Here is a 21,282-nt window from a genome sequence, read left to right as displayed (position 1 = left end):
CAGGGCCGCGCCGGGGGTGTGCATTCCGGCCGGTCTGAAGGTCACCGCCGCTGCCCACGGGCCATGGGGTTGGTACTCGGTATGCGCGTTTCGTTCCAGATCGGTGTGTCGCGCTCGTACACGGTGCCGTCGGAACCGAAGACGAGGAAGCGATCGAATCCGCGGGCGAACCAGCGGTCGTGGGTGACCGCGACGACGGTGCCCGCGAATCCGGCGATGCCCTGCTCCAGCGCGTCGGCCGAGTGCAGGTCCAGGTTGTCGGTGGGCTCGTCGAGCAGCAGCATGGTGACGCCGGACAGTTCGAGCAGCAGGATCTGCAACCGGGCCTGCTGGCCGCCGGACAGGTCGTCGTATCGCTGTTCGGCGGCGCGGGCGAGCCCGTAGCGGTCCAGTATCCGCCCGGCGTCCTCGCGGCCCATGCCGTCGCGGTGGTCGTCGCCGGAGTGCAGGATTTCCACCAGCGTGCGACCGGAAAGGTCGGGGCGGGAATGGGTTTGGGCGAAGTAGCCGGGCCGGACGCGGGCGCCGAGCGCGGCGCGGCCGGTGTGCGGCACGGGCTCGGGGTCGAGGTCGGGCGCCGGGAGATGGTCGGCGTCCGGGTCGGTGCCGCCCGCCGCGAGCAGCCGCAGGAAGTGCGACTTGCCCGAGCCGTTGGCGCCGAGCACCGCGACCCGGTCGCCGTACCAGATCTCGGCGTCGAACGGCCGCATCAGTCCGGTCAGTTCCAGCCGCGTGCACACCAGCGCGCGTTTGCCGGTGCGCCCGCCCCGCAACCGCATGGATACGTTCTGCCGCAACGGAATCGCCTCGGGCGGCCCGGCCTCCTCGAACTTGGCCAGCCGGGTCTGGGCGGCGTGATAGCGGGCCGCGACGCTGTCGTTGAACTTCGCCTTCTCCCGCAGGCGCAGCACCAGCGCGCGGAGTTTGGCGTGCTCCTCGTCCCAGCGGCGGCGCAGTTCCGCCAGCCGGGCGGTGCGGTCCTCGCGCGCCCGGTGATAGCTCGCGAAGCCGCCGCCGTGGATCCAGGCGGTCGCCCCGGCGGCGCCCGGTTCGAGCGTGACGATCCGGGTGGCGGCATTGGCGATCAGCTCCCGGTCGTGGCTGACGAACAGCACCGACTTGTCCGATGCGGCGATCGTCCGTTCCAGCCACTGCTTTCCGGGCACGTCCAGGTAGTTGTCCGGCTCGTCGAGCAGCAGCAGTCGGTCCGGGCCCGCGAACAATGCCTCGAGGGCCAGGCGTTTCTGCTCGCCGCCGCTGAGCGTCCGCACCGAACGCCACTTGGCCCGATCGAATCCGACGCCGAGGACGGCCGTGGTGACGACATCCCAGAACGCCTCGGCCTCGTACCCGCCGACGTCGACCCAGTCGGAGAGGGCGTGCGCGTATGCCAACTGGGTGGCCTCCTCGTCGCGCTCGATCAGCGCGTTCTCGGCGGCGTCGAGCGCCCGCGCGGCCGCGGCGATGGGGGCGGCGGCGATGTCCAGCAGCAGATCGCGCACGGTCGAGTCGTCGTCGACTCGGCCGATGAACTGCCGCATCACCCCCAGCGTCCCCGACCGCGTCACCGCGCCGTCGTCGGCGGCCAGATCACCGGCGATGATCCGCAGCAGCGTCGTCTTGCCGGTGCCGTTCGGGCCGATCAGCGCCGCCTTCACACCCGCACCGATCCGAAAGCTCACCCCGCCGAGCAGCGGGCGCCCGTCCGGCAGGACGTAGTGAAGATCGGCAATGTCGATGTGCGCCATAGCGCCTGAGGCAACCCGACCGACGCCGCCCGCCGCAACCGAGTTTCTGCCAAGATGGAGATAGTCCGCGATCTACTTCCGCTACGCAGGAGGACGAAGATCCATGGTGACTATTCGGAACTATCGGCGTTCGGCCTTCGTCATGACCGTCTTCGCGGCGCTGGGAACGGCCGTCGCGTCGACGGCCGCCCCGGCGCTCGCCGACGGCGACAACAGCATCAAGGTCACCGGTGTCGGACCGGAGAACGTGGGTGTCGATTACACCTGCGCCTCCAACGCCGGAGTGGTCGCCATCAAGGCGCTGGCCGGAGCTCCCGATGCCGACAGACCGTCGGCGTCGGGCGCGCAAAGCCCGGTCACCTGCGATGGAAGTCCCCAAAGCGACGTGGTCGTCCTGACCGGGGCCAAGTTGGCGAAGGGGCAGCAGGTGCAGGTGCGGGTCGCGCTGGTCACCGGCGACGACACCGTGGTCTCCGGGTACGCCAACGTGTACACGCTGGGGTAGCGCCGACTCCGGTTGCGAAAACGCCGTTCCCCGAGTGACATGGGCGCCATGTTCACGTACGTGGTGACCGCGGAGTTCGCGAACGACGAAGCGCGGGAAGAGTATCTGGCCTGATGCGGGGCGGGCACGTGGCGGAGGTGGTCGCGCTGCGCGCCGCGGGCGCGCGGTTCACCGAGTCCGGCCGGGTCACCTTCGCCCGGCGCACCGGGGAGATCGTCTACGGCGTCTGAGCCGATCCCGTTCCGGGTCCGATGAAAATCGCTGCGTGGCAGATGGTTTCATCCGTATCGTCGCAGGGATGATGACGGACTTCACCCCGAGTTTCGATCTCGCCGGACGATTGGATCTGCACACCTTCTCCAGCACCCTGTTACGCGGCAATCCGCTCGGCGACCCGCACGAGCGGCCGCTGTGGGTCTATACGCCGCCGGGCTACGATGCGCCGGAGAACGCCGAAACGCGTTATCCGGCCGTGTATGTCATCCAGGGCTACACCGGCCGGTTGCCGATGTGGGGATACCGGCATCCGTTCAAGACACCGTATGTGGAGCTGGCCGACCGGGTCTTCGCCACCGGTGAAGCGCCGCCCGCCATCGTGGTCTACATCGACGCCTGGACCAAATACGGTGGCAGTCAATACGTCGACTCGCCGGGCACCGGCCGCTACCACTCCTATCTGTGCGAGGAGATCGTGCCGTGGGTGGACCGCAACTATCGGACCGCGGCCGATCGCGAGCACCGGGCGATCGCGGGTAAATCCAGCGGCGGATTCGGGGCGATGATCACGCCGATGCTGCGGCCCGACCTGTTCGCCAACTTCGCCACCCACGCCGGAGACAACCTCTACGAGTACTCCTACATCATGGAGTTCGGGAAAGCCGTTCGGCGCCTGCGGGAGTTCGGCGGCGATATCTGGGCGTTCTGGCGCGATTTCGGCGAGCGCGCGGCCCAGGGCGGCCCGATGCGGGATTCCGACACCACCGTCGTCATGCTGCTCGGCCTCGCCGCCTGTTATTCGGCGGGCGAGGACGGCACGCCCGAGCTGCCGTTCGATCCGGTCACCGGCGTGCTGCGCGAGCAGGCGTGGCAGCGCTGGCTGGACTGGGATCCGGTGCGCATGGTCCCGAAATACGCCGACGCCCTGCGCTCGATGCGGGCCATCTGGATCGACGGCGGCACCCGCGACGAATGGTTCCTCGATATCGGGGCCGAGGCGTTCCGCCGCGCCCTGTTCGACAATGGCGTGCCCGAGGACCGCGTGCGCTTCGAGCTTTTCGACGACACCCACATGGGTCTGGACTATCGCTATCGACACGGGCTGGCCTGGCTGTGTCGGCACATGTCGGCGTGACCGGGTAACGTCCGGGGTCGAGGGGAGGGTCGATGAAACTCCAAGCGGGACAGGTGGCCGTGGTGACCGGCGCCGCGAACGGCATCGGGCGGGCGGTGGCGGCGGCGCTGGGTGCGCGCGGCCTGCGGCTGGTGCTGGCCGACCTCGAGGCCGACCGGCTGGCCGAGGTCGCCGCCGAACTCGACGCCGACACCGTCGCGGTGCCCACCGATGTCACCGATACCGAACAGGTCGAGCGCTTGGCGCAGACCGCGCTCGACCGATTCGGCGGGGTGGACCTGCTGGTCAACAATGCCGGAACGATGGCGGGCGGCCCGAGCTGGCAGATCGATCCCGCCGACTGGCAGCGGATGATCGCGGTCAATCTCGGCGGCGTGGCCAATGGCGTGCGCGTGTTCGTGCCGCAGATGGTCGCGGCGGGTCGCGGTCACGTCGTGAACATCGCGTCGGTGTCCGGGCTCATCGCCGATCCGTTCAATGCCGTCTATGCGGCCACCAAACACGGTGTGGTTTCGCTGTCGGAATCCTTGCGCGGCGAATTGTCCCTGCTGGCACCGGAAATCGGTGTCACGGTCGTCTGCCCGGGACCGATCGATACCCGCATGCTGCGCGGCCTGATGGACAATGCGACGGCCCTCGTCGCCGGGGGCCCGGACGCCCTGCGCGAACGACCGGAGGCGGGCTGGTTCGCCACCGTCACCGCCGACCAATACGAAAAGCTGACACCGCTGTTCGGGGCCGTCACCGATCTGAATTCGGTAATGGTGACGCCCGCCGACGCCGCCGCCGTCGTTCTCGCCGCCGTCGAGGCGAACCGCCTGTATGCCACCACCCATCCGGCCTGGGCGGCGAAGGTGCGCGACCGCAGCGAGCGCATCATCGCCGACCTGCTCGCCTCCCCCACCGAGCGCATCCGGGCAATTGCCTTGGGCCGCAAGGCCCGCGCGCGGGTGGAGCACGGTGGCCGGGTGGCCCGCCGTATCGCGTTCCGATGCGGCGAGGTACTGGGAGGTTTCAGGGAGGGTTTCCGCGGCAACTGAATTGGCCGCGGTGTCCGGTGCGGATACCAATTCGTTGTTCGACGGAGCGAATCGGGTTGTCGCGCACTATTGTCGGAAAAGGTTCTCGAAAGGCGAGAACCGGTCGCAGTTGCTCTAGAGCAGTTAGGAAGAAAATGGCTCGTCACATGCTGGTCACATCGGGTCGCGTCGCCGCGGTCGTCGCCGTGCCGCTCATGGCCGCGGCAATGTTCGCTCCAAGCGCCTCGGCCGAGGAGGTAAATCCGTCGGCCACCACGGTTTCCGCGGGAATTCCGTTGCAGCCGGAGAACATTGCGACCAACCCCGATGCCCAGTACCCCGACCCGGTGCTGAACGGCGCGGTCGCGGGCGCCGCGATCGGTTCTGCCGTGGGTTCGGCCACCGGCTCCGGCGGCCCCATCCTCGGGGGCCTCATCGGCGCCCTGGTCGGCCACTTCAACCCCGACGTGATCCCGCAGATCCTGCCCTGATCCGGTCGGTTTCGGCCCACCGTGCGGCCGGGCCGCGCACCGCTGCCCGGCCCGGCCGCCGTCGTTACCGGCTCACCATCGCTACCTGACGGCCGCGACGATGCGGCGGCGGCCGTACTGCCAGATCGGGGAGACCGTGCGGAATCCGGCCTCCCGCAAAAGATTCAGGTGCTGTTCGTAGCCGGTGCCGCCGTCGGCGGGGTGCTCCCAGGCTCGGTTGTCGCGTTCGGCGACGGCGGCGGCGAGCTGCGGTTCGTCGGTGATCGCGGTCCACCATTGCGCCCAGTCCTCGCGGTCGCCGACGCCCTCGCGGTCGATCTGGCCGCTGCCGATGGCCCGCTCGAGGAGGTCGATATCGGCGTCGACGGTCACCATATCGTCGCCGTTGATCAGGATGCCGCCCGGCCGGATCAGGCTCGCGGCCTGGGCGTAGACCCGCGCGAGCTGATCGGGGTAGAGCCAGTGCAGGGCGGTGGTGCTCACGATCGCGTCGACCGGCTCCGAGATCGGCAGCGCGGCAATCCATGTCGGATCGGTGAGATTGTGGTCGACGAGTTCGAAGCCGTAGGCGGAATCGGCCAGCGCGAGCAGCACCGGATCGGTGTCCACGCCGATGACGCGGGCGCGGGGCAGCCTGTCGCGAATGCGGGCGCCGAGCGACCCCGGGCCGCAGGCCAGATCGATGACCAGCGGATCCGGGCGCCCGGTCTGCGCGACGACGGCGTCGGCGATCACCGCGAACACCGTCTCGCGATCGGGTAGGTACCTTTCCTGCTGGCGATCCCAGCGCTCGATCCAGGTGCGGGCGGTGGCGGTCGTGAGCTGCATGATCCAACCTCTGTAACTGTCATAATGATTGATGACAGTGACGAGATTAGCCAGAGCGGAGTAACTGGTCAAGTGCGTTTAGACAGTCACACCCTGTCTGCCGTGGAGGTCGCGGCGGAACTCGTCAATGCCGTCGTTCCGGGTGAGAACCGGGGCAGGCCCTATCCGCCCGCGGCCGATGCCGCGGAGCTGCGCGACCGCGTGGGTGGTGCGATCCGCGCGGCGTACGGGCATCCGGTGGACGCGGACGAGGCCGCGGGGCTGGCGCGCGTGGCCGAGCAGGCGCGGCGCGTGTTCGCCGCGGTCGCGGCCGGTGACCTCGACGACGCCGCGGGCCGGATCAACGCCATGATCGTCGAATACGACGCCCGGCCCACGCTCACCCGGCGGGACGGCGGGCCGTGGCATCTGCACTCCCACCCCCCGGACGCCCCGCTGGTCACCGGGATCGGCGCGGGGACGGCGGTCAGCCTGGCCTACGTTCTCGGCAGCGAATACGCCGACCGGATCGGCGTCTGTTCGGCCGACGGCTGCGACCGCGTGTATCTGGATGTGTCGCGCAACGGCACGAAACGATTCTGCGGGACGGCCTGCCAGAATCGCACCAAGACATCGGCTTTCCGCGCCCGCCGGGCGGCCGGGGATTCCTAGCGCGAATTCCCGCGGCCATCCGACTCGGGCGCGGCAACGAATGTCCTAGGACGTCGCAACTATCCGCGGAAGAAGGAGAACATCCGGTGCCCGTCGGTTGTGCACGCGCGGCAATGCTGGCCGTTTCGGGCCTACTCGCCATGTCCGCCTTGGTAATTCACGCCCCCGCCGAGGCGCGAGCCGAGGGGCCGATCGGCGGATGCCGGGATATGATATTCCGCCCGTCCGGCGCATCGAGGTCGAGGTGTACCGGAAACTCGACGGCACCCTGATATTGCTCCCTCGGCGGTGACAGCGTTCAGGGCCGAGACAGGCGGTCGAGTACCGCGCGGTTGAACTCGTCGGGATTCTGCAACATGCCGAAATGACTGACATTGGGCAGGATTCGGAGCTCCGCGTGCGGAATCGTGCGGGCCAGATATTCGGTGTGCGCGCGGGCGATCACCTCGTCGTGTTCGCCGTCGGCAATGGTGGTCGGCACGGTGATGGCGCGCAATTGGTCCGCGGTGTAATCGGGTTGGGTGTCCCACATGTGCGTGATCTGGGCGACGAAGCCGTCGTACTGGTCCGGGGTGGGCGACAGCGCCTGATATTCGGTCCGGGCGCGGGCGACGAAACGAGCGAAGTTCGGGCTGTCGGTGCCGTGCGGAATCAGCCCGGAGGGATCGGAATTGGCGCCGTAGGCGAAAAGGCTGCCGAGCCGGTCGGGATGATGGATGGCGATATCCAGGCCGATGATGCCGCCGTCGCTCCAGCCGACCAGATCCACCTTCGGCAACCGGAGGTAATCCAGCAGGGCGAGCACATCGGCGGACATCAGGTCGTAGCTGTACGGCTCGGCGGTGCGGGTGCTGCGCCCGTGGCCGCGGCTGTCGGCCACGATGACCCGATACCCGGCGCGCACCAGCGCCGGGACCTGGTAGTCCCAGTATTCGGAGTTGGACAGGCCGCCGTGCAGCAGCAGGACCGGCCGCCCCTGCCCGAATTCGGCGTAGTACACGCGGATTCCGTCGACGGGCGCGTACCCGCTCTGCGCGCCCGGCGGCACCGGCCCCAGCGCCGGGAGCGTCTGCCACACCGCGGGCGCCGTCGCCGACCGACTCGAACACCCCTGCCCGGCGACCAGGGCGGCCAGCAGCACGACGACTGCCACGAAACCGGCACGACCTCGCACGAAACGGTCCATACCGTCACTGTGCCCGACGGCGGCCGCCGCCGGGAAGATTTTCACGCCGCGCGCGTGCCCCGAGCCTTCCGGCAGGGGTGGAAGCGGGCCAGATACGCGGGACCGAGCCCGCTGCGGGTGGTCAGGTGCAGTCCGGCCGCGTCGGCGTGGGTGAGCAGCGTGGTGAGGGTGATCCAGTGCGGGTCGAAGAACTCGCCGACGACGAGCCGTCCGTCGGGGGTGAGAACTCGTTCGGCCTCCCGCAGCACGGTGCCGATATCGGGGATCTCGCCGAGCGCGGTGATCAGGTAGACCGCGTCGAAGCTCCCGTCGTCGAACGGCAGGCATCGCGCATCCGCCTGCGTGGCAACGATATTCGTGATATCGAGGTCGCCGGCGCGGCGCAGCACGTGCGACAGCATCTCCGGTTGCACGTCGAGCACGTCCAGGCGACCGGACTCCCCCAGCTGCGGGGCGATGTGCAGCGCCTGAAGCCCGGTGCCGGGGCCGATTTCGAGCATGCGCTCGCCGGGGCGCGGCTGGAGAATGGCATCCAGCCGCGCCCCGGTGAGCATCGGCAGCGGAACGTCGAGCATCCACCGCTGGCTGTACGGAAACGGCGCGCGATCGCCGAACCACAACCACCCGGCCGCGCCCACCGCGGCAGTACCAGCGACCATGGCCGCCGCCTTGCGCATACGAATCATCAATCCTCCCTGCGACATACGATATCGGATCGGTCGAAGTCTCGCTCTTCCACCGAGTCTCGTCGTCGCGGAGGCCGTCGGCGCTGGTGCTAGTGGGTGTTTCGAGGGTGGGGCAGGCTACACCCCGCACCACCCTCGCGGCGGCTACTGGTCCGGGTCCGGCGGGAACTGGCCGTCGGCGGTGACCTCGTGGCCGTTCAGGGTGAAGGTCACCACGGACGGGCCGCCGCTGGGGCAGCACAGGGCGTCCTGCGGGAGGGCCCAGCGGTAGCGGACCTGGACGTGCGTGCGGTCGCCGCCCAGGACGTCGGTGTAGGAGTAGTACTTGGAGGTCGCGGTGCCCAGGTACCGGCCGTCGGTGAAGAACAGCACGTGCGAGCCGGGATGGGTACCGGCCCAGTCGACGGTCATCCAGGACAGCAGTCCGTCGCAGCCCTGGGAAACCGGCACCTGGCTACCGGATTCGATCACCCAGGGGTAGCCCCCGCGGTTCGGCGGCAGCGACGCCACCGCGTCCCGGGCCACCTGCGAGTTCACATCGAAGCACAGCCCGTGGCCACCGCCGGGCGGCACGGGGTCGGCGGCGGCGATCGGCGCGCCGAAGGCGACGACGCTCGTCGCGACGGCGGCCGTGGCCGCCAGGAAGGCCGCTGACTTGATTCTCATGGATCCCCCTCGGAATCTCGGGACAACAGACACGAATGGCATTGGCGCTGAACCGGATCCCCGAACCCGGGCAAACCAGCCGAATCGGATATCGGCGCCGGAGCGGCGAATGTTAGCGCTCGTCATGAACGAACAGCGCCAGGGCGGCGACCAGCAGGGCGGCGGGGATCAGCGCCGCGTAGGCGTGCAGGTGCACGGTCAGGACGCCGCCCAGGCAGGCGCCGACGAGGAAGGCCAGGACCACGGCGAGGAAGCGGCGGGCCCGGCGGGCCGCCTCGCGATCGCCGGATATCACTGCGGCATAGGCGTTCTGGGTGGCGATGCGGAGATTGCCGGTCGTCATCGTGGTGCTGTACGGGGTGTCCACCAGGGTGCGGAAGGTGGTCACCTGCACCGAGGCGACGAAGGCCACCAGCACGGTGACCACGGTCTCGGCGTCGTTGGGCGCCAAGGCGACTCCGATGAGCACGAGGATCTCCAGCACCACCGCCACCCGCACCGGCCGGCGCAGGAACGCCGAAATCCGGGGCCGCTGCAACGTTTCCGCCACCAGCACACCCGCGATGAAGGCCAGGATGGGCGGAATGCGCTCGGCCGCGCGCCACCAGTCGCGTTGGGCGGCAGAGACACCCAGCAGCACGATATTGCCGGTCTGCGCATTGGCGAACACCCGGTAGCCGACGAAGGTGTAGGCGTCGAGCATGCCGCCGACCAGGGCCAGCAGCAGCCCCAGTCGAACCGACTGTGCCGTGGGCAGTTTCACCGGCTCGTCGGCCGTCATCGTTCGATCACCTCGTTCGGGGCGGGGGCGAACAGGCCGAGTCCCAGCATGCTGCGCGACAGGCCGTCCCAGGTGCGGGCATCCCATCCGGTGAGTTCCTGCCAGCGGTCGAGCCGGTACTTCACGGTATTGGGGTGCACGTGCAGGACGCGTCCGGTCGCGGCCAGCGACATGCCGTGGTCGGCGAAGTGCCGCACGGTGTCGGCCAGGTCCGGATGCTCCGCGGCCGGGGCGCGGACGGATGCCAGGACCGCGGCGAGCCGGTCGGCCTGCGGGAGCACGGTGGCGGGCAGCCACTCGTCGCGGAAGTGCGCGACCGCGCCGCCGCGCGCGAGCGGAAGCACCTGCTGGGCGTCGACGATGGTGGCGGCGGCGCCGGGCAGGCCGGGGCGCGGCAGGCCGACGCCGATCGGCGCGTGCGGCTCGCGGCGGCGCATCTCGGTGAGTAGCGCCTCGGCCGGAATGCGTTGCAGCAGGGCGAGCATCGTGGTGCCGCGATTGACGCAGCGCAGCACGCCGCGCGGGCGGCGCAGGGCCAGGCGCAGCTCGGCGAGGCGTTCGTCGGACCAGCACGCGGCCGGGGAGCAGACGGCCTGGAAGTCGCCGCCGGGGTCGAGGGTGATCGCGTGCGCCAGGCGGGTCAGGTCGGCGGGCGACGCGCCGCCCGCCAGCAGGGCGTCGAGAAAGCGGTAGGTCAGGCCCAATTGGGCGGCGTCCTCGGCGCGGACGGCCTCGCCGTAGGCGTCGGCCGCGGCGGTGGTGGCCTGCTGCACCCAGGTCCAGACGGTGCCGACCAGGCGCACCAGGTGCGCGGCCAGGCCCGGATCCCGCTCGTCGGCGCGGGTGAGCAGCACGTTCCACATCTCGCGGTAGCCGACGTGGTACGCGCCCATCAGCGATTGCATGGACACGCCCTCGCGGGCGCGCAGCCGACCGAGCTCGCGGGCTCGGTCGCGCTCGCGGGCGGACGGGGGCCGCCGGGTGGACAGCCCGATGAGCAGGCCCTCGAACTGCTCGGTGACGCCGACGATGTGCTCGTCCCGATCGACCACGTGATAGCCGGGCACCTCGCGGCGGATGATCTCGACGATGCCCGGGACCAGCCGGGGCAGGTCGGCGGTCACCGCATCGCACAGCGCGATCACGGGCTGCCAGCTGTCCGGCGCTGTCATGGGGTCACCTCGCTGATATTTCCGTCCGGAGCCTTTTGCGTTTTCCACGATAGAACCCGGCCTCGATTCTCGGTTTGCGCCCTAGTTGCCGCCTTGTTCGGCGACGAGCCTTGAAGGCAGGAAACAACGAGGACGAGAGGCATACGACCAATGGCGAGCCACGACACGATCACCGTGACCGACTACCTGCTGCGGCGACTCGAATCGCTCGGCGTGCGGCACATTTTCGGCGTTCCGGGCGACTACAACCTGAAGCTGCTGGATACCGTCATCGCGCATCCGGGCATCGAATGGGTGGGCACCGCCAATGAATTGGGCGCGGCCTACGCCGTCGACGGCTACGCGCGAATGACCGGATTCGGCGCGCTGGTCACCACGTTCGGTGTCGGTGAGCTCAGTGCGATCAACGGGGTCGCGGGCGGCTTCGCCGAGCGGGTGCCGATGGTGCACCTGGCGGTCGGCCCGGCCCAGGAGATGGAGCGGTCCGGCGCGATCCTGCATCACACCACCGGCGACGGCGATTACGAACGCTTCGCGCGGGCGCACGAGCAGATCACCTGCGCGCAGGCGGTGCTGCGGCCCGGCACGGCCGGCGCCGAGATCGACCGGGTACTGGCCACCGCGCTGCGCGAGAGCCGCCCGGTGTATCTGCGGCTGCCCGCCGACGTTGCCGCAGAACGGATTCCGGCGCCCACCGCGCCACTGCCGCTGCCCGGCGCCGCGGACGTGAACCCGGACAGCCTCGCCGCCTTCCTCGATGCCGCGGAACAGGCCGTGGCCGAGGCGGATTCGACGGCGGTGCTGGCCGACTTCCTGGCCGACCGCTTCCACGCCCGCACCGAGTTGGCCGAATTCCTTGCGGCGAGCGGCTTTCCGGTCGCGACGCTGTCCACCGGCAAAACGGTGGTGGACGAGCAGGACCCGCGGTTCGTCGGCGTGTACTCCGGGCAGTTCAGCGATCCGCGCACCCGGGTCGCGATCGACGAAGCCGGGGTGCTGATCCGAGTGGGCGTGCTGCTGGCCGACACCACCAGCGGCGGATTCAGCCAGGGCTTCGATCCGGAGGCGGGCATCGACCTCGGCCCGTACTCGGCGGCGGTGGACGGCAAGCGATTCGACGGCGTGCCGATGGCCGCCGCATTGGCCGGGCTCACCCGGCGCCTCGGCACTGTGCCTGCGCCGCAACGGATTCCGGCCGCACCGGCGCCGGTGGATCGCGGCGGCGACGAGCCGCTGACGCAGAACTACCTGTGGGACGCGGTCGCCGCGGCGGTGCGGCCGTGGAACACCGTGGTCGCCGAGCAGGGCACCTCCTTCTTCGGCATCGCCACCCGGCACCTGCCGACCGGCGCCCGATTCATCGGCCAGCCCCTGTGGGGTTCGATCGGCTACACCCTCCCCGCCCTGCTGGGCGCGCAGATCGCGGACCCCACCCGGCGCGGCGTCCTACTCATCGGCGACGGCTCGGCCCAACTGACCATCCAGGAACTGGGCACCATCGCCCGCCACGGCCTCACCCCCGTCATCATCCTGGTGAACAACGACGGCTACACGGTCGAACGGGCCATCCACGGCAAGCGCGCGGTGTACAACGACATCGCACCCTGGAACTGGTCGGCCATTCCCGGTGCGCTGGGCGCCTCGAACGCGCTGGTGTTGCACGCCCGCACCGCCGCCGAACTGGACCACGCCCTGGCCGAGGCCGCCCTCGCCACCGACCGCCTGGTGTTCCTCGAGGTCGTCACCGATATCGATGACACCCCGGCCCTGCTCACCGGATTCGCCGAAGGCGTTGGGGCACGCAATGGTTCGGACAGCTAACGTCGTTCCGCTGGTTTCTTGGCGTTGAAACGCGCCTTCTTCTGGCGGTTTCCGCAGGTGTTCATGTCGCACCATTTGCGGGTGCGGCTTTGGCTGGTGTCGAAGAACGCGGCCCGGCAGGTCGGTGAGGCGCACAGGGCCAGTTTTCCGTCTCGTTCGCCGGACAGGATGGCGATCGCGTCGGCGGCGATCACGCCGAGGGCGTCGTCCACGCCGGACGCCGAGCCGAGCCGCCAGTGCCGGGTGCCCTCGGGCGTCAGGATCGCCGCGGCCCGGCCCCGAACGCTGCGGCCGTTGATGACTCCGACGGCGGCGGCGGGCAGCGGGTCCCCGATCGCGGCCGCGGTCGCGGCGGCGTGGATCGACTCCCGCAATTCCCGGGCGAGGTCGAGCTGGGCGGGGGTGCAGGAATCCACGGCCAGGCCGTTCACCGCCAGCCAATCGACCAGCCGCTGCGGCGTGGGAATGCGCTCCACGGCATTGCCCCGGCGCTCGGTCAGGGTCGCCGTGAAGCTGGTCGCCAACACGGCACCGAGGCGGAAGTCGGGGAACTCGGCACGCATGGAACCACCTTAGCCGGTTGCACACCGATCTCACGGCATGTTAGAACCGTCTTAGCCGGTTCACGAGACGTGGTGGCCGGTCCCCGACGGCCAGGAGGTCTCATGCCCCGCGACGTGCACCCCTTCCACGCCCACGCCACCGACGCCGACCTCGACGATCTCCACGCACGATTGGCCGCGGCGCGGCTCCCGGAGGCCGAGACCGTCCACCACGCCACACCCGGCCCGCACCGATGGGAACAGGGCGTCCCCCTCGCCGACCTCATCGATGTCGTGAATTACTGGCGCACCCAATACAACTGGCGGTCCTTCGAAACGCGCCTCAACCGCATCGGCCAGTTCCGCACCACCATCGATGATCTGGGAATCCACTTCCTGCACCGCCGATCCCCCCGCGCCGACGCCACCCCGCTGATCTTGACCCACGGCTGGCCCGACAGCATCGTCCGATTCCTCGACGCGATAGACGAACTGGCAGACCCCACAAACGCAGACGCACCGGCATTCCACGTCGTGGTCCCGTCACTACCCGGCTTCGGCTACAGCGACAAACCCGCCACCACCGGATGGGGAACCGAAAAGATCGCCGCCGCATGGGTGGAACTGATGGACCGGCTCGGCTACCCGAGGTTCGCGGCCCACGGCGGCGACTGGGGAGGCAATATCACCACCGTCCTCGGCGGCAGGTTCCCGCAACACGTTCTCGGCATCCACACCACATTCGCCGCGGCACCACCCGGCCTGACCACCGACGGACTCACGGCGGTCGAACGCCGATGGGTCGAAGAAACCCACGACTTCTGGCACGGATCCCCCACCCGCCTCCGCGCCGCCTACGCCAAACAGCAAGCCACCCGACCCCAGACCATCGGCTACTCCCTCGTCGACTCACCCATCGGCCTCCTCGCCTGGATCCTCGACAAATTCGCCGAATGGACGGACACCCACGACAGCCCATTCGAAACAATCCCCATAGACCGCATTCTCGACAACATCACCCTGTACTGGCTCACCCGAACCGGCGCATCAGCAGCCCGCCTCTACTACGAAAGCCACAACGCCCTGGACCCCGAACTCCGCGTCGACATCCCCACAGCCCTCACCATGTACCCCCGCGACACCGAAAAATGCCCCCGCCCCTGGGCACAACAACGCTACCGACACATCATCCGATGGCGAACACCCGAAACCGGAGGACATTTCCCCTCCCTGGAGGTCCCCGAATACTTCGTCAAAGACCTCCAAGACGGACTCGCAGCCGTACTCGCCGCCGACCGCCGCGGGTAAGACCTTGAAACGGGTCCTGCGCGAACGGCTCTGACGCGGGTGCTGGCGCAGGTAGTGTGATCTGGATCATGCTGGATGGGTGCGCTGGTTCATGCGTACGGATTTCTCGCGGCGGAGGAAATGATGGATGCCCCGACCCCGCATCTGAGCAGGACTCTCACTCTGGGGCCTGTTGTCTTGTTCGGATTGGCCTATATGGCGCCGATGATCGTGCTCGGCACGTTCGGGGTGCTCGACGACGATACCGGGGGTGTGGTGCCGACCGCGTATCTGCTGGCGCTGGTCGCGATGCTGTTCACCGCGATCAGTTATGGACGAATGGCGGCGGCGTATCCGGTGGCGGGGTCGGCCTATACCTATACCCGGCGCACGATCGATGCGCGGGTCGGTTTCCTGGTCGGCTGGGCGGTGCTGCTGGACTACTTCTTCCTGCCCATGGTGATCTGGCTGATCGGGGCGGCATACCTGCACGATCAGTTCCCGGCGACACCGGCGTGGGTGTGGATCGTGCTGTTCATCGTCGCGACCACCGCGCTCAATGTGGTCGGTATCAAGCTGGCGGCCAATGTGAATCTGCTGTTGATGGCGATGCAGGTGCTGGTGCTGATCTTCTTCGTGGTGCTGTCGTTCCGGCACGTGAGCTCGACGGCCGGGTTCGGGGCGATGTTCTCCGGGGTGCCCTTCGGGCATTCGGGCACGACGGTGTCCAAGGTGGCGGCGGGTGCGGCCGTGGCGGCGTATTCGTTCCTCGGGTTCGACGCGATCACCACGCTCACCGAGGAGACCAAGGACGCCCGGCGCACCATTCCGCGGGCCATCGTCCTGGTCACGGTGCTCGGCGGCGTGATCTTCGTGATCGCCGCCTACGCAACGCAATTGGCGGCGTTGCGGGTGCACGTGAAGAACTCGGACACCGCGGCCTCCGACATCGCCCACGCCATCGGCGGGCAGCTGTTCGGTGCGATATTCCTTGCCGGACTGGTGATCACGCAGTTCGCCTCGGGAATCGCGGCCCAGGCCAGCGCCTCTCGGTTGCTGTATGCGATGGGACGCGATTCGGTGCTGCCCCACAAGGTGTTCGGCTATGTGCACCGCGCGTTCCACACCCCGGTGTTCAATATCGCCGCGATCGGCGTGGTGGGCATCGTCGCGGTGGGGCTGAACGTCAGCGAATCGACCGGGTTCATCAACTTCGGCGCGTTCACCGCGTTCACCTTCGTCAATCTGTGCGTGATCGCCCTGTCGATCCGGCGGGGCACGCTGCGCGGCGCGCGCGGCATCCTCGCCAACCTGATCGCACCGCTGATCGGCGCGGGGGTCTGCGTCTGGCTGCTGACGAACCTCGACACCATCGCGATCGTGCTGGGCGTGATCTGGCTGGCGCTCGGCATCTGCTACCTGACCTACCTCACCCGCGGATTCCGCAAGGCCCCGCCGGAAGTGGCGTTCACCGAGGAGGATCGGCCCGACGAGACCCCCGAGCTACAGCTCAGTTAGCGATTGAGCCAGGCGTCGAACAGCGCCAGCACCACGGCGACGGCGACCAGCGCCAAACCCACCGGGAGGGACTGGGCGATGGTCGCGGTGATCACGGCGGTCAGCAGAATGGCCGCGACGGGCGCGTAGACGAACGGGTCCGGCCAGCCGAGCGCGCGTCGGCGTCCGCCGCCCCAATCCCCGCGCTGCGCGCCGCGCTGCTGCCCCGCCGAACCTCTACTCGTCGCGTTCACCAGCGCGAGTGTACATTTCGACGGCGAGATCGGCCCGCCGACGGGGTGCCGGGGTGAGCGGCCCTACGCCTGGCCGGTCTCGAAGCGGCTGATCTTGTCGCCGCTGACCGTGAAACGCCATGCCGTGCGCATCGCGCCCCAGCGATCGTTGGTGTAGTTGGCGACGAGGGCGGTGCCGCCGTCGGCGACCGATTCGACATCCATGCGGCCGTTGCTGCCGAATGCCTCGCTCTGCACCCAGTTCCGCAGATCGCGGTCGGTGCCGTCGTCGGACATGGTCGCGTCCGGGGTGAGCAGGCCGAAGAATTCGTCGCTGTCGCCGGCGTTCAGGGCGGCGACGAACTTGGCCACCACGGGATCGAGCTGATTCACAGTCATCGGCGAATCCCTCCGGGAGGTGAGCGGACAGGTTCCTCCAGCAAAGCTACCGCAAATGACTGGTGCGCAGGTGCCGATCCGGCGACGCCCTATTCGAACATGACGGTGTCGGGGGCGGGGGCGCTTCGAGCGTCGTCCGACTCGGCCACCGGGACCGAGGTCGCGGCCCGGTGGCGGGGCATGGCGGCGGCCATGCCGACCATCACCAGCGCGACCACGGCCACGCCGATGAACACGCCGTGGATGGCGTGCGCCAGGACCGCGGGCGCGGGATGCGCCGCCTGGCCGACGTGCGCGTTCACCAGCGCGCCGAAGATCGCGACGCCCACCGCGCTGCCGATCGAGCGGGCGAACATATTGGCCGAGGTGACCACGCCGCGCTCGGCCCAGTCCACGCTGGCCTGCGCCGCGATCAGGGTGGGGCTGGCGATCAGGCCGAGGCCGCCGCCGATGACGAAACAGCCGAGGGCGACCTGCCACAGCGAGGAGCGGTCGGTGAGCAGCAGCATCCCGGCCCCACCGAGGGTCGCGATGCTGGACCCGATCATGCCGGTGAAGCGGAATCCGATGCGCAGGTACACCTTTCCCGACTGCGAGGCCGCGATCGGCCAGCCGATGGTGAGCGCCCCGACGGTGAGGCCCGCCACCAGCGCCCCGGTGCCGAGCACGCCCTGGGTGAAGGTCGGCACATAGGTGGTCAGGCCGAACATGACCGCGCCGACCAGCAGCGAGATCAGGCTGCTCGCCACGATCACCCGCCGGGAGAAGATCCACAGCGGCAGAATGGGATTCGTCGCCCGCCGCTCCACGAAGGCGAACACCACGATCGCCAGCGCTCCCCCGGCGAACAGTCCGACGCTGGGCGCCGAGCCCCACGCCCAGGAGTGCCCGCCCTCCAGCAGCGCGAGAATGACTGCCCCCGCGCCCAATCCGAGCAGCGCGGCGCCGAGGTAGTCGATGGTGTGCCGCCGCCGCGGGGCGGTCTCGCGGAACGTGCGCGCCAGCATCCAGGCCGCCAGCACCGACAGCGGAATGTTGACGAAGAAGATCCAGCGCCAGGTCAGGTATTCGGAGAACAGGCCGCCCAGCAGCGGGCCGAGCACCGAGGAGATGGCCCACACGCTGGCCAGGTAGCCCTGCACCTTGGCGCGCTCCTCGACGGTGTAGATGTCACCGGCGATGGTCATCGACATCGGCATGACGGCGCCCGCGCCGATGCCCTGCACGGCGCGAAAGATGATGAGCGCGAACATATTCGTCGCCACGCCGCACAGCAGCGAGCCGAGCGCGAAGACGGCGATGCCGAACTGCATCACCGGTTTGCGGCCGAAGGTGTCGGCCAGCTTGCCGTAGATCGGGACCGTAACCGCCTGGGCGAGTAGGTAGATCGAGAACAGCCACGGAAATTGCGCGAAGCCGCCGAGACTGTCGGTAATGGTGAGGACGGCGGTCGCGATGATGGTGGAGTCGAGCGCGATGAGCGAGGTGGCCAGCATGAGCGCGATCAGAATGGGTCCGCGCTCGGATCGTAGGCCGATCGAGGGTCTCCTTGTCGTTGCGGTGCTCACGACTTCCCTCCTTAGCTCGGCTCAACAACTAAAGTGAACACCCCGGCGCAAGTGAAATTCCCGACCCATACCGCCCAGGGGTATCGTGCTGCGGCTACACTGTGCGGCGTGAGCGATCGGCCCCGGCTGCGAGCGTCCGGACACGTCCGGCCGCTCGCCGTGTTGGCGCTGCTCATGGGCGTCGCGGTGATGCACATAGTGGTATTCGCGGCCAGCCACGTCATGGGGCCGTCGGGCGAGTCGACCGCGCGGGCGGAGCGCATGACGGGCATGGTCGCCGAGACCGTGCCGACCGTCCCCGTCGCGGATCGGGGATCGGCGGCCGCGAGTAAGCATGCGGGGCCGTGCGATTCCGGCGGCTGCGGTGTCGTGCACGGCATGCATGCCTGTGAGTTCATTCTCGCGCTGGCGGCGGCGCTGGGCCTGATGGTGCTGGCGTGGGTCGGGGTGGGCACGAGCCGTCTCGGGCCGCCGGGGGCGGGAACGATGTCGGCGCGGCGGGCGCGACCGCCGCCGTGGACGGTGCCCTCGCTGGCACAGCTATCGATTCTGCGGATCTGACGGGCCGCCGCGTCGGCATGAATCACGCACGCGGACGCGGGTTTTCGAGCCCTACCGACCGGGGACGCCAACGACCGGCGCTCCCCCCAAATCCACAGGAGTACACCCATGTTCCGTTCGCGCGCTCGAATCACGCTGGCAGGCACCGGAATCGCCGTCGCCCTGCTCGTCGCAGGTTGTAGCAACGACGATTCCGGTAGCAAGCCAACCACGACCAGTTCGATGGCGGACATGCCGGGAATGAGCCACGGCGCCACCGCCTCCACCAACGCACCCACCCGCACCGACTTCACCGACGCCGACGTGACGTTCCTGCAGATGATGTATCCGCATCACGCCCAAGCGGTGGAAATGGCCAAACTGGTACCGACCCGCTCGCAGAACCAGCAGCTGATCGACCTGGCCGCCCGCGTGGAGCAGGCCCAAGCCCCCGAAATGCAGAAGTTCGCCGACCTCCTCCACAGTTTCGGCAAACCCGCCCCCGCCCCCACCATGGGCCACGACATGCCCGGCATCATGTCCCACGACGACATGACCAAGCTCGCCGCCAGCTCCGGCCCCGACTTCGACCGCATGTGGATGCAAATGATGATCGCCCACCACCGCGGCGCCATAGACATGTCCAACACCGAACTGGCCTCCGGCACCAACCCCGACACCCGCTCCCTGGCCCAAGCCATAATCACCGCCCAACAGGCCGAAATCCAACAAATGCAGGGCATGCTCAACCAGGGCTGATTCCGGCCGAAAGCACGCCGGAATGACGGCGGCCGCTGCGGATGGCGGCGGCCGCGCCGGAATAACGACCGCCGCTGCGGAATAGGCGGGCGCGCCGGAGTAACGGTGGGCGCTGCGGAATGGCGGCGGGCGCTGCGAAACGGCGGCCGACGCGGCAGAACGGCGGCGGGCGCGGCAGAACGGCGGCGGGCGCGGCAGAACGGCGACAGCACGCCGGAATGACGGCGGCAACTGTGGAATGGCGGCGGCCGCTGCGGAATGGGCGGGCGCGCCGGAGTAACGGCGGGCGCGGCAGAATGGCGGCGAGCGCGGCGGAACGGCGACAGCACGCCGGAATGGCGGCGGCCACTGTGGAATGGCGGCGGCCGCGCCGGAATAACGACCGCCGCTGCGGAATGGGCGGGCACGCCGGGGTAACGGCGGGCGCAGCAGAACGACGGCAGGCGCAGCAGAACGGCGGCGGGCGCGGCAGAACGGCGGGCGCTAGCGATACAAATGTCCCTCGCAGGTGCGCCCTGGCGCGCCTGCGAGGGTCAGCTCCCGATGACCGCGTTCATAATGGTGCCCGCGCTGGTGGCGACGCCGCCGCCGAGCATGGCGCCGGCCACCATCTTGGGCGAATCCAGGCTGCCGCCCGACCATTTCTCCCAGGCGAATTTGCCGCCACCGTAGGTGATGGCGCTGATGCCGGAGAGCAGGACGAACCAGGTGAAGTACCGGACCATCTTGAGCAGCTTGTCGGCCGCCGGTGGGGTCTCGGGGGTGGGGTTGCCGACCTGGGCCAGCACCGTCGTGTACATATCGTGTGCCGCGGCGAGAACCATGCTCACGTTCGTTGTCCTCTCGGATACTGAGTGATGCGGGGTGATGCATCCGCCCGGATGACGCCGAGGGCGGCGAGAGCATGCAGCTATAACACGTGGTTCCTAGATCATTGAACCGCATTCGGCGACCGCGTGGGGCACAGACACACCAGATCGCCGCGCGGTTCTGGCAGCATGACCGATACCGGGTGGGGATCGGTTCCACGCGGACGGCGCCCGCGGGCCGGTCCGGGAGCACGGGGCGGGCAGCCGGTCGGAACGCACCACCCGCCGCGGATCGAGCCGCACGCCGTCCAACCGCAGCACCCGCTCGAGCCGCGGCCGCCTGGGCGCGGGACTGGTCACGATCCCGCCGATGCCCTATCGCGCCCCCTCGACCGCCATTATGACGAATCCGGTTGTGCCCGAACAGGACCGGCTCTGCGACCGGTGCGGCAAGCCGGTCGGGCGCGGGCGATCTGGTCGCCGGGCAGTACGAGGTGCTGGGCTGCCTCGCGCACGGCGGGCCGGTCTGGATCTATCTGGCCCGCGACCGGAATGTGAGCGACCGCCGGGTGATCCTCGAGGGCCTGCTCGACAGCGGCGATAGCGACGCCATGGCCGAGCGGCAGTTCCTGGCGACCGTCGACCACCCGAATATCGTCAAGATCTACAACTTCGTGCAGCATCCGGATCCGCGCTCGAGAGAGCTGGTCGGCTACATCGTGATGGCGTACGTCGGCGGCGCG

General features: G+C 69.1%; 23 protein-coding genes. 11 read left to right on the top strand and 12 right to left on the bottom strand.

The features are described from left to right. Window positions 1-41: 41 nt before the first annotated feature. Window positions 42-1,748 carry an ABC-F family ATP-binding cassette domain-containing protein gene (locus HPY32_RS26020; protein WP_067576650.1) on the bottom strand — a complete coding sequence of 569 codons (1,707 nt, stop codon included), beginning with the start codon at window positions 1,746-1,748 and terminating at the stop codon, window positions 42-44. A 103-nt stretch (window positions 1,749-1,851) separates the two neighbouring features. On the opposite strand from HPY32_RS26020, the gene HPY32_RS26015 reads away from it, so the two are divergent. From HPY32_RS26015 to HPY32_RS26000, 4 genes are all read left to right on the top strand, one after another. Beyond that, window positions 1,852-2,253: a hypothetical protein gene (locus tag HPY32_RS26015; protein ID WP_156673749.1), complete on the top strand. Its 402-nt coding sequence runs from the start codon at window positions 1,852-1,854 to the stop codon at window positions 2,251-2,253. A gap of 298 nt (window positions 2,254-2,551) precedes the next feature. Further along, on the top strand, window positions 2,552-3,604 hold the full coding sequence (locus tag HPY32_RS26010; RefSeq protein WP_228787704.1) for an alpha/beta hydrolase: 1,053 nt from the start codon (window positions 2,552-2,554) through the stop codon (window positions 3,602-3,604). A gap of 32 nt (window positions 3,605-3,636) precedes the next feature. Beyond that, window positions 3,637-4,644, top strand: a complete 1,008-nt coding sequence (locus HPY32_RS26005; RefSeq protein WP_067576646.1) for an SDR family oxidoreductase — start codon at window positions 3,637-3,639, stop codon at window positions 4,642-4,644. A 134-nt stretch (window positions 4,645-4,778) separates the two neighbouring features. Next, window positions 4,779-5,114 (top strand): glycine zipper domain-containing protein, encoded by a 336-nt coding sequence (locus tag HPY32_RS26000; protein WP_156673748.1) that lies wholly within the window; start codon window positions 4,779-4,781, stop codon window positions 5,112-5,114. Between the two features lie 81 nt (window positions 5,115-5,195). On the opposite strand, the gene HPY32_RS25995 is transcribed toward HPY32_RS26000, so the two are convergent. Beyond that, window positions 5,196-5,942, bottom strand: coding sequence for a class I SAM-dependent methyltransferase (locus HPY32_RS25995; RefSeq protein WP_067576642.1), 747 nt, complete (start codon window positions 5,940-5,942; stop codon window positions 5,196-5,198). A 72-nt stretch (window positions 5,943-6,014) separates the two neighbouring features. On the opposite strand from HPY32_RS25995, the gene HPY32_RS44855 reads away from it, so the two are divergent. Next, complete coding sequence (locus tag HPY32_RS44855; protein WP_231951241.1) at window positions 6,015-6,593, top strand: CGNR zinc finger domain-containing protein; 579 nt, start codon at window positions 6,015-6,017, stop codon at window positions 6,591-6,593. A gap of 298 nt (window positions 6,594-6,891) precedes the next feature. Here HPY32_RS44855 and HPY32_RS25985 read toward each other — a convergent pair whose 3' ends face one another. The 5 genes from HPY32_RS25985 to HPY32_RS25965 form a co-directional block, all read right to left on the bottom strand. Next, window positions 6,892-7,779: an alpha/beta fold hydrolase gene (locus HPY32_RS25985; protein WP_067583953.1), complete on the bottom strand. Its 888-nt coding sequence runs from the start codon at window positions 7,777-7,779 to the stop codon at window positions 6,892-6,894. 41 nt (window positions 7,780-7,820) lie between these two features. Beyond that, a complete protein-coding gene (locus tag HPY32_RS25980) occupies window positions 7,821-8,465 on the bottom strand; it encodes a class I SAM-dependent methyltransferase (RefSeq protein WP_197696297.1) in 645 nt (214 codons plus the stop codon). 144 nt (window positions 8,466-8,609) lie between these two features. Further along, complete coding sequence (locus HPY32_RS25975; protein ID WP_067576636.1) at window positions 8,610-9,131, bottom strand: LppP/LprE family lipoprotein; 522 nt, start codon at window positions 9,129-9,131, stop codon at window positions 8,610-8,612. 112 nt (window positions 9,132-9,243) lie between these two features. Next, window positions 9,244-9,912, bottom strand: a complete 669-nt coding sequence (locus tag HPY32_RS25970) for a YoaK family protein (RefSeq protein WP_067576634.1) — start codon at window positions 9,910-9,912, stop codon at window positions 9,244-9,246. Continuing rightward, window positions 9,909-11,084, bottom strand: a complete 1,176-nt coding sequence (locus HPY32_RS25965; protein ID WP_067576632.1) for a PucR family transcriptional regulator — start codon at window positions 11,082-11,084, stop codon at window positions 9,909-9,911. The genes HPY32_RS25970 and HPY32_RS25965 overlap by 4 nt, the downstream gene beginning before the upstream one ends. Window positions 11,085-11,234: 150 nt before the next feature. On the opposite strand from HPY32_RS25965, the gene HPY32_RS25960 reads away from it, so the two are divergent. Beyond that, window positions 11,235-12,905, top strand: a complete 1,671-nt coding sequence (locus HPY32_RS25960; RefSeq protein ID WP_067576630.1) for an alpha-keto acid decarboxylase family protein — start codon at window positions 11,235-11,237, stop codon at window positions 12,903-12,905. On the opposite strand, the gene HPY32_RS25955 is transcribed toward HPY32_RS25960, so the two are convergent. Continuing rightward, the gene (locus HPY32_RS25955; protein WP_067576628.1) at window positions 12,902-13,468 is read right to left on the bottom strand and encodes a CGNR zinc finger domain-containing protein; all 567 of its coding nucleotides are present in this window, start codon (window positions 13,466-13,468) and stop codon (window positions 12,902-12,904) included. The two genes, HPY32_RS25960 and HPY32_RS25955, sit on opposite strands and share 4 nt — an antisense overlap. 102 nt (window positions 13,469-13,570) lie before the next feature. On the opposite strand from HPY32_RS25955, the gene HPY32_RS25950 reads away from it, so the two are divergent. Both HPY32_RS25950 and HPY32_RS25945 read left to right on the top strand, forming a co-directional pair. Continuing rightward, entirely contained in the window at window positions 13,571-14,755 is a 1,185-nt protein-coding gene (locus HPY32_RS25950) for an epoxide hydrolase family protein (RefSeq protein WP_067576626.1), read from the top strand. A 75-nt stretch (window positions 14,756-14,830) separates the two neighbouring features. Further along, window positions 14,831-16,252, top strand: coding sequence for an APC family permease (locus HPY32_RS25945; RefSeq protein WP_228787708.1), 1,422 nt, complete (start codon window positions 14,831-14,833; stop codon window positions 16,250-16,252). Here HPY32_RS25945 and HPY32_RS25940 read toward each other — a convergent pair. The 3 genes from HPY32_RS25940 to HPY32_RS25930 form a co-directional block, all read right to left on the bottom strand. Continuing rightward, window positions 16,249-16,485 carry a hypothetical protein gene (locus tag HPY32_RS25940; protein WP_067576624.1) on the bottom strand — a complete coding sequence of 79 codons (237 nt, stop codon included), beginning with the start codon at window positions 16,483-16,485 and terminating at the stop codon, window positions 16,249-16,251. The two genes, HPY32_RS25945 and HPY32_RS25940, sit on opposite strands and share 4 nt — an antisense overlap. Before the next feature lie 63 nt (window positions 16,486-16,548). Then, window positions 16,549-16,863 (bottom strand): nuclear transport factor 2 family protein, encoded by a 315-nt coding sequence (locus tag HPY32_RS25935; RefSeq protein ID WP_067576622.1) that lies wholly within the window; start codon window positions 16,861-16,863, stop codon window positions 16,549-16,551. Window positions 16,864-16,952: 89 nt separating this feature from the next. Then, a complete protein-coding gene (locus HPY32_RS25930; protein WP_067576620.1) occupies window positions 16,953-18,431 on the bottom strand; it encodes an MDR family MFS transporter in 1,479 nt (492 codons plus the stop codon). Between the two features lie 108 nt (window positions 18,432-18,539). Between HPY32_RS25930 and HPY32_RS25925 the strand changes: the two genes are divergently transcribed. Together HPY32_RS25925 and HPY32_RS25920 are read left to right on the top strand one after the other, a co-directional pair. Then, window positions 18,540-18,992, top strand: a complete 453-nt coding sequence (locus HPY32_RS25925) for a DUF6153 family protein (RefSeq protein WP_067576618.1) — start codon at window positions 18,540-18,542, stop codon at window positions 18,990-18,992. 108 nt (window positions 18,993-19,100) lie between these two features. Next, window positions 19,101-19,730 carry a DUF305 domain-containing protein gene (locus tag HPY32_RS25920; protein WP_171983062.1) on the top strand — a complete coding sequence of 210 codons (630 nt, stop codon included), beginning with the start codon at window positions 19,101-19,103 and terminating at the stop codon, window positions 19,728-19,730. A gap of 533 nt (window positions 19,731-20,263) precedes the next feature. Here the strand turns inward: HPY32_RS25920 and HPY32_RS25915 are convergent. Beyond that, complete coding sequence (locus HPY32_RS25915) at window positions 20,264-20,554, bottom strand: hypothetical protein (RefSeq protein ID WP_171983169.1); 291 nt, start codon at window positions 20,552-20,554, stop codon at window positions 20,264-20,266. A 355-nt stretch (window positions 20,555-20,909) separates the two neighbouring features. Here HPY32_RS25915 and HPY32_RS46850 point away from each other — a divergent pair, with 355 nt between their 5' ends. Next, window positions 20,910-21,143 carry a serine/threonine protein kinase gene (locus HPY32_RS46850; protein ID WP_444939661.1) on the top strand — a complete coding sequence of 78 codons (234 nt, stop codon included), beginning with the start codon at window positions 20,910-20,912 and terminating at the stop codon, window positions 21,141-21,143. Window positions 21,144-21,282 lie beyond the last annotated feature (139 nt).

This window comes from Nocardia terpenica (genome assembly GCF_013186535.1).
Taxonomy (GTDB): Bacteria; Actinomycetota; Actinomycetes; order Mycobacteriales; family Mycobacteriaceae; genus Nocardia; species Nocardia terpenica.
Note: the sequence above shows the minus strand (reverse complement) of the source record. Positions and strands in the feature narration are given on the sequence as shown.

Excerpts from the sequence above, each read along its gene's own strand:
- HPY32_RS26010 (WP_228787704.1), top strand. The coding sequence starts at position 2,552 with ATGATGACGGACTTCACCCCGAGTTTCGATCTCGCCGGACGATTGGAT.
- HPY32_RS26000 (WP_156673748.1), top strand. The coding sequence starts at position 4,779 with ATGGCTCGTCACATGCTGGTCACATCGGGTCGCGTCGCCGCGGTCGTC.
- HPY32_RS25915 (WP_171983169.1), bottom strand. The coding sequence starts at position 20,554 with ATGGTTCTCGCCGCGGCACACGATATGTACACGACGGTGCTGGCCCAG.
- HPY32_RS25920 (WP_171983062.1), top strand. The coding sequence starts at position 19,101 with ATGTTCCGTTCGCGCGCTCGAATCACGCTGGCAGGCACCGGAATCGCC.
- HPY32_RS25960 (WP_067576630.1), top strand. The coding sequence starts at position 11,235 with ATGGCGAGCCACGACACGATCACCGTGACCGACTACCTGCTGCGGCGA.
- HPY32_RS26005 (WP_067576646.1), top strand. The coding sequence starts at position 3,637 with ATGAAACTCCAAGCGGGACAGGTGGCCGTGGTGACCGGCGCCGCGAAC.
- HPY32_RS25995 (WP_067576642.1), bottom strand. The coding sequence starts at position 5,942 with ATGCAGCTCACGACCGCCACCGCCCGCACCTGGATCGAGCGCTGGGAT.
- HPY32_RS25970 (WP_067576634.1), bottom strand. The coding sequence starts at position 9,912 with ATGACGGCCGACGAGCCGGTGAAACTGCCCACGGCACAGTCGGTTCGA.
- HPY32_RS25980 (WP_197696297.1), bottom strand. The coding sequence starts at position 8,465 with ATGATTCGTATGCGCAAGGCGGCGGCCATGGTCGCTGGTACTGCCGCG.
- HPY32_RS25950 (WP_067576626.1), top strand. The coding sequence starts at position 13,571 with ATGCCCCGCGACGTGCACCCCTTCCACGCCCACGCCACCGACGCCGAC.
- HPY32_RS25965 (WP_067576632.1), bottom strand. The coding sequence starts at position 11,084 with ATGACAGCGCCGGACAGCTGGCAGCCCGTGATCGCGCTGTGCGATGCG.
- HPY32_RS25975 (WP_067576636.1), bottom strand. The coding sequence starts at position 9,131 with ATGAGAATCAAGTCAGCGGCCTTCCTGGCGGCCACGGCCGCCGTCGCG.
- HPY32_RS25985 (WP_067583953.1), bottom strand. The coding sequence starts at position 7,779 with ATGGACCGTTTCGTGCGAGGTCGTGCCGGTTTCGTGGCAGTCGTCGTG.
- HPY32_RS26020 (WP_067576650.1), bottom strand. The coding sequence starts at position 1,748 with ATGGCGCACATCGACATTGCCGATCTTCACTACGTCCTGCCGGACGGG.
- HPY32_RS25955 (WP_067576628.1), bottom strand. The coding sequence starts at position 13,468 with ATGCGTGCCGAGTTCCCCGACTTCCGCCTCGGTGCCGTGTTGGCGACC.
- HPY32_RS26015 (WP_156673749.1), top strand. The coding sequence starts at position 1,852 with ATGGTGACTATTCGGAACTATCGGCGTTCGGCCTTCGTCATGACCGTC.
- HPY32_RS25945 (WP_228787708.1), top strand. The coding sequence starts at position 14,831 with ATGGGTGCGCTGGTTCATGCGTACGGATTTCTCGCGGCGGAGGAAATG.
- HPY32_RS46850 (WP_444939661.1), top strand. The coding sequence starts at position 20,910 with ATGCCCTATCGCGCCCCCTCGACCGCCATTATGACGAATCCGGTTGTG.
- HPY32_RS25935 (WP_067576622.1), bottom strand. The coding sequence starts at position 16,863 with ATGACTGTGAATCAGCTCGATCCCGTGGTGGCCAAGTTCGTCGCCGCC.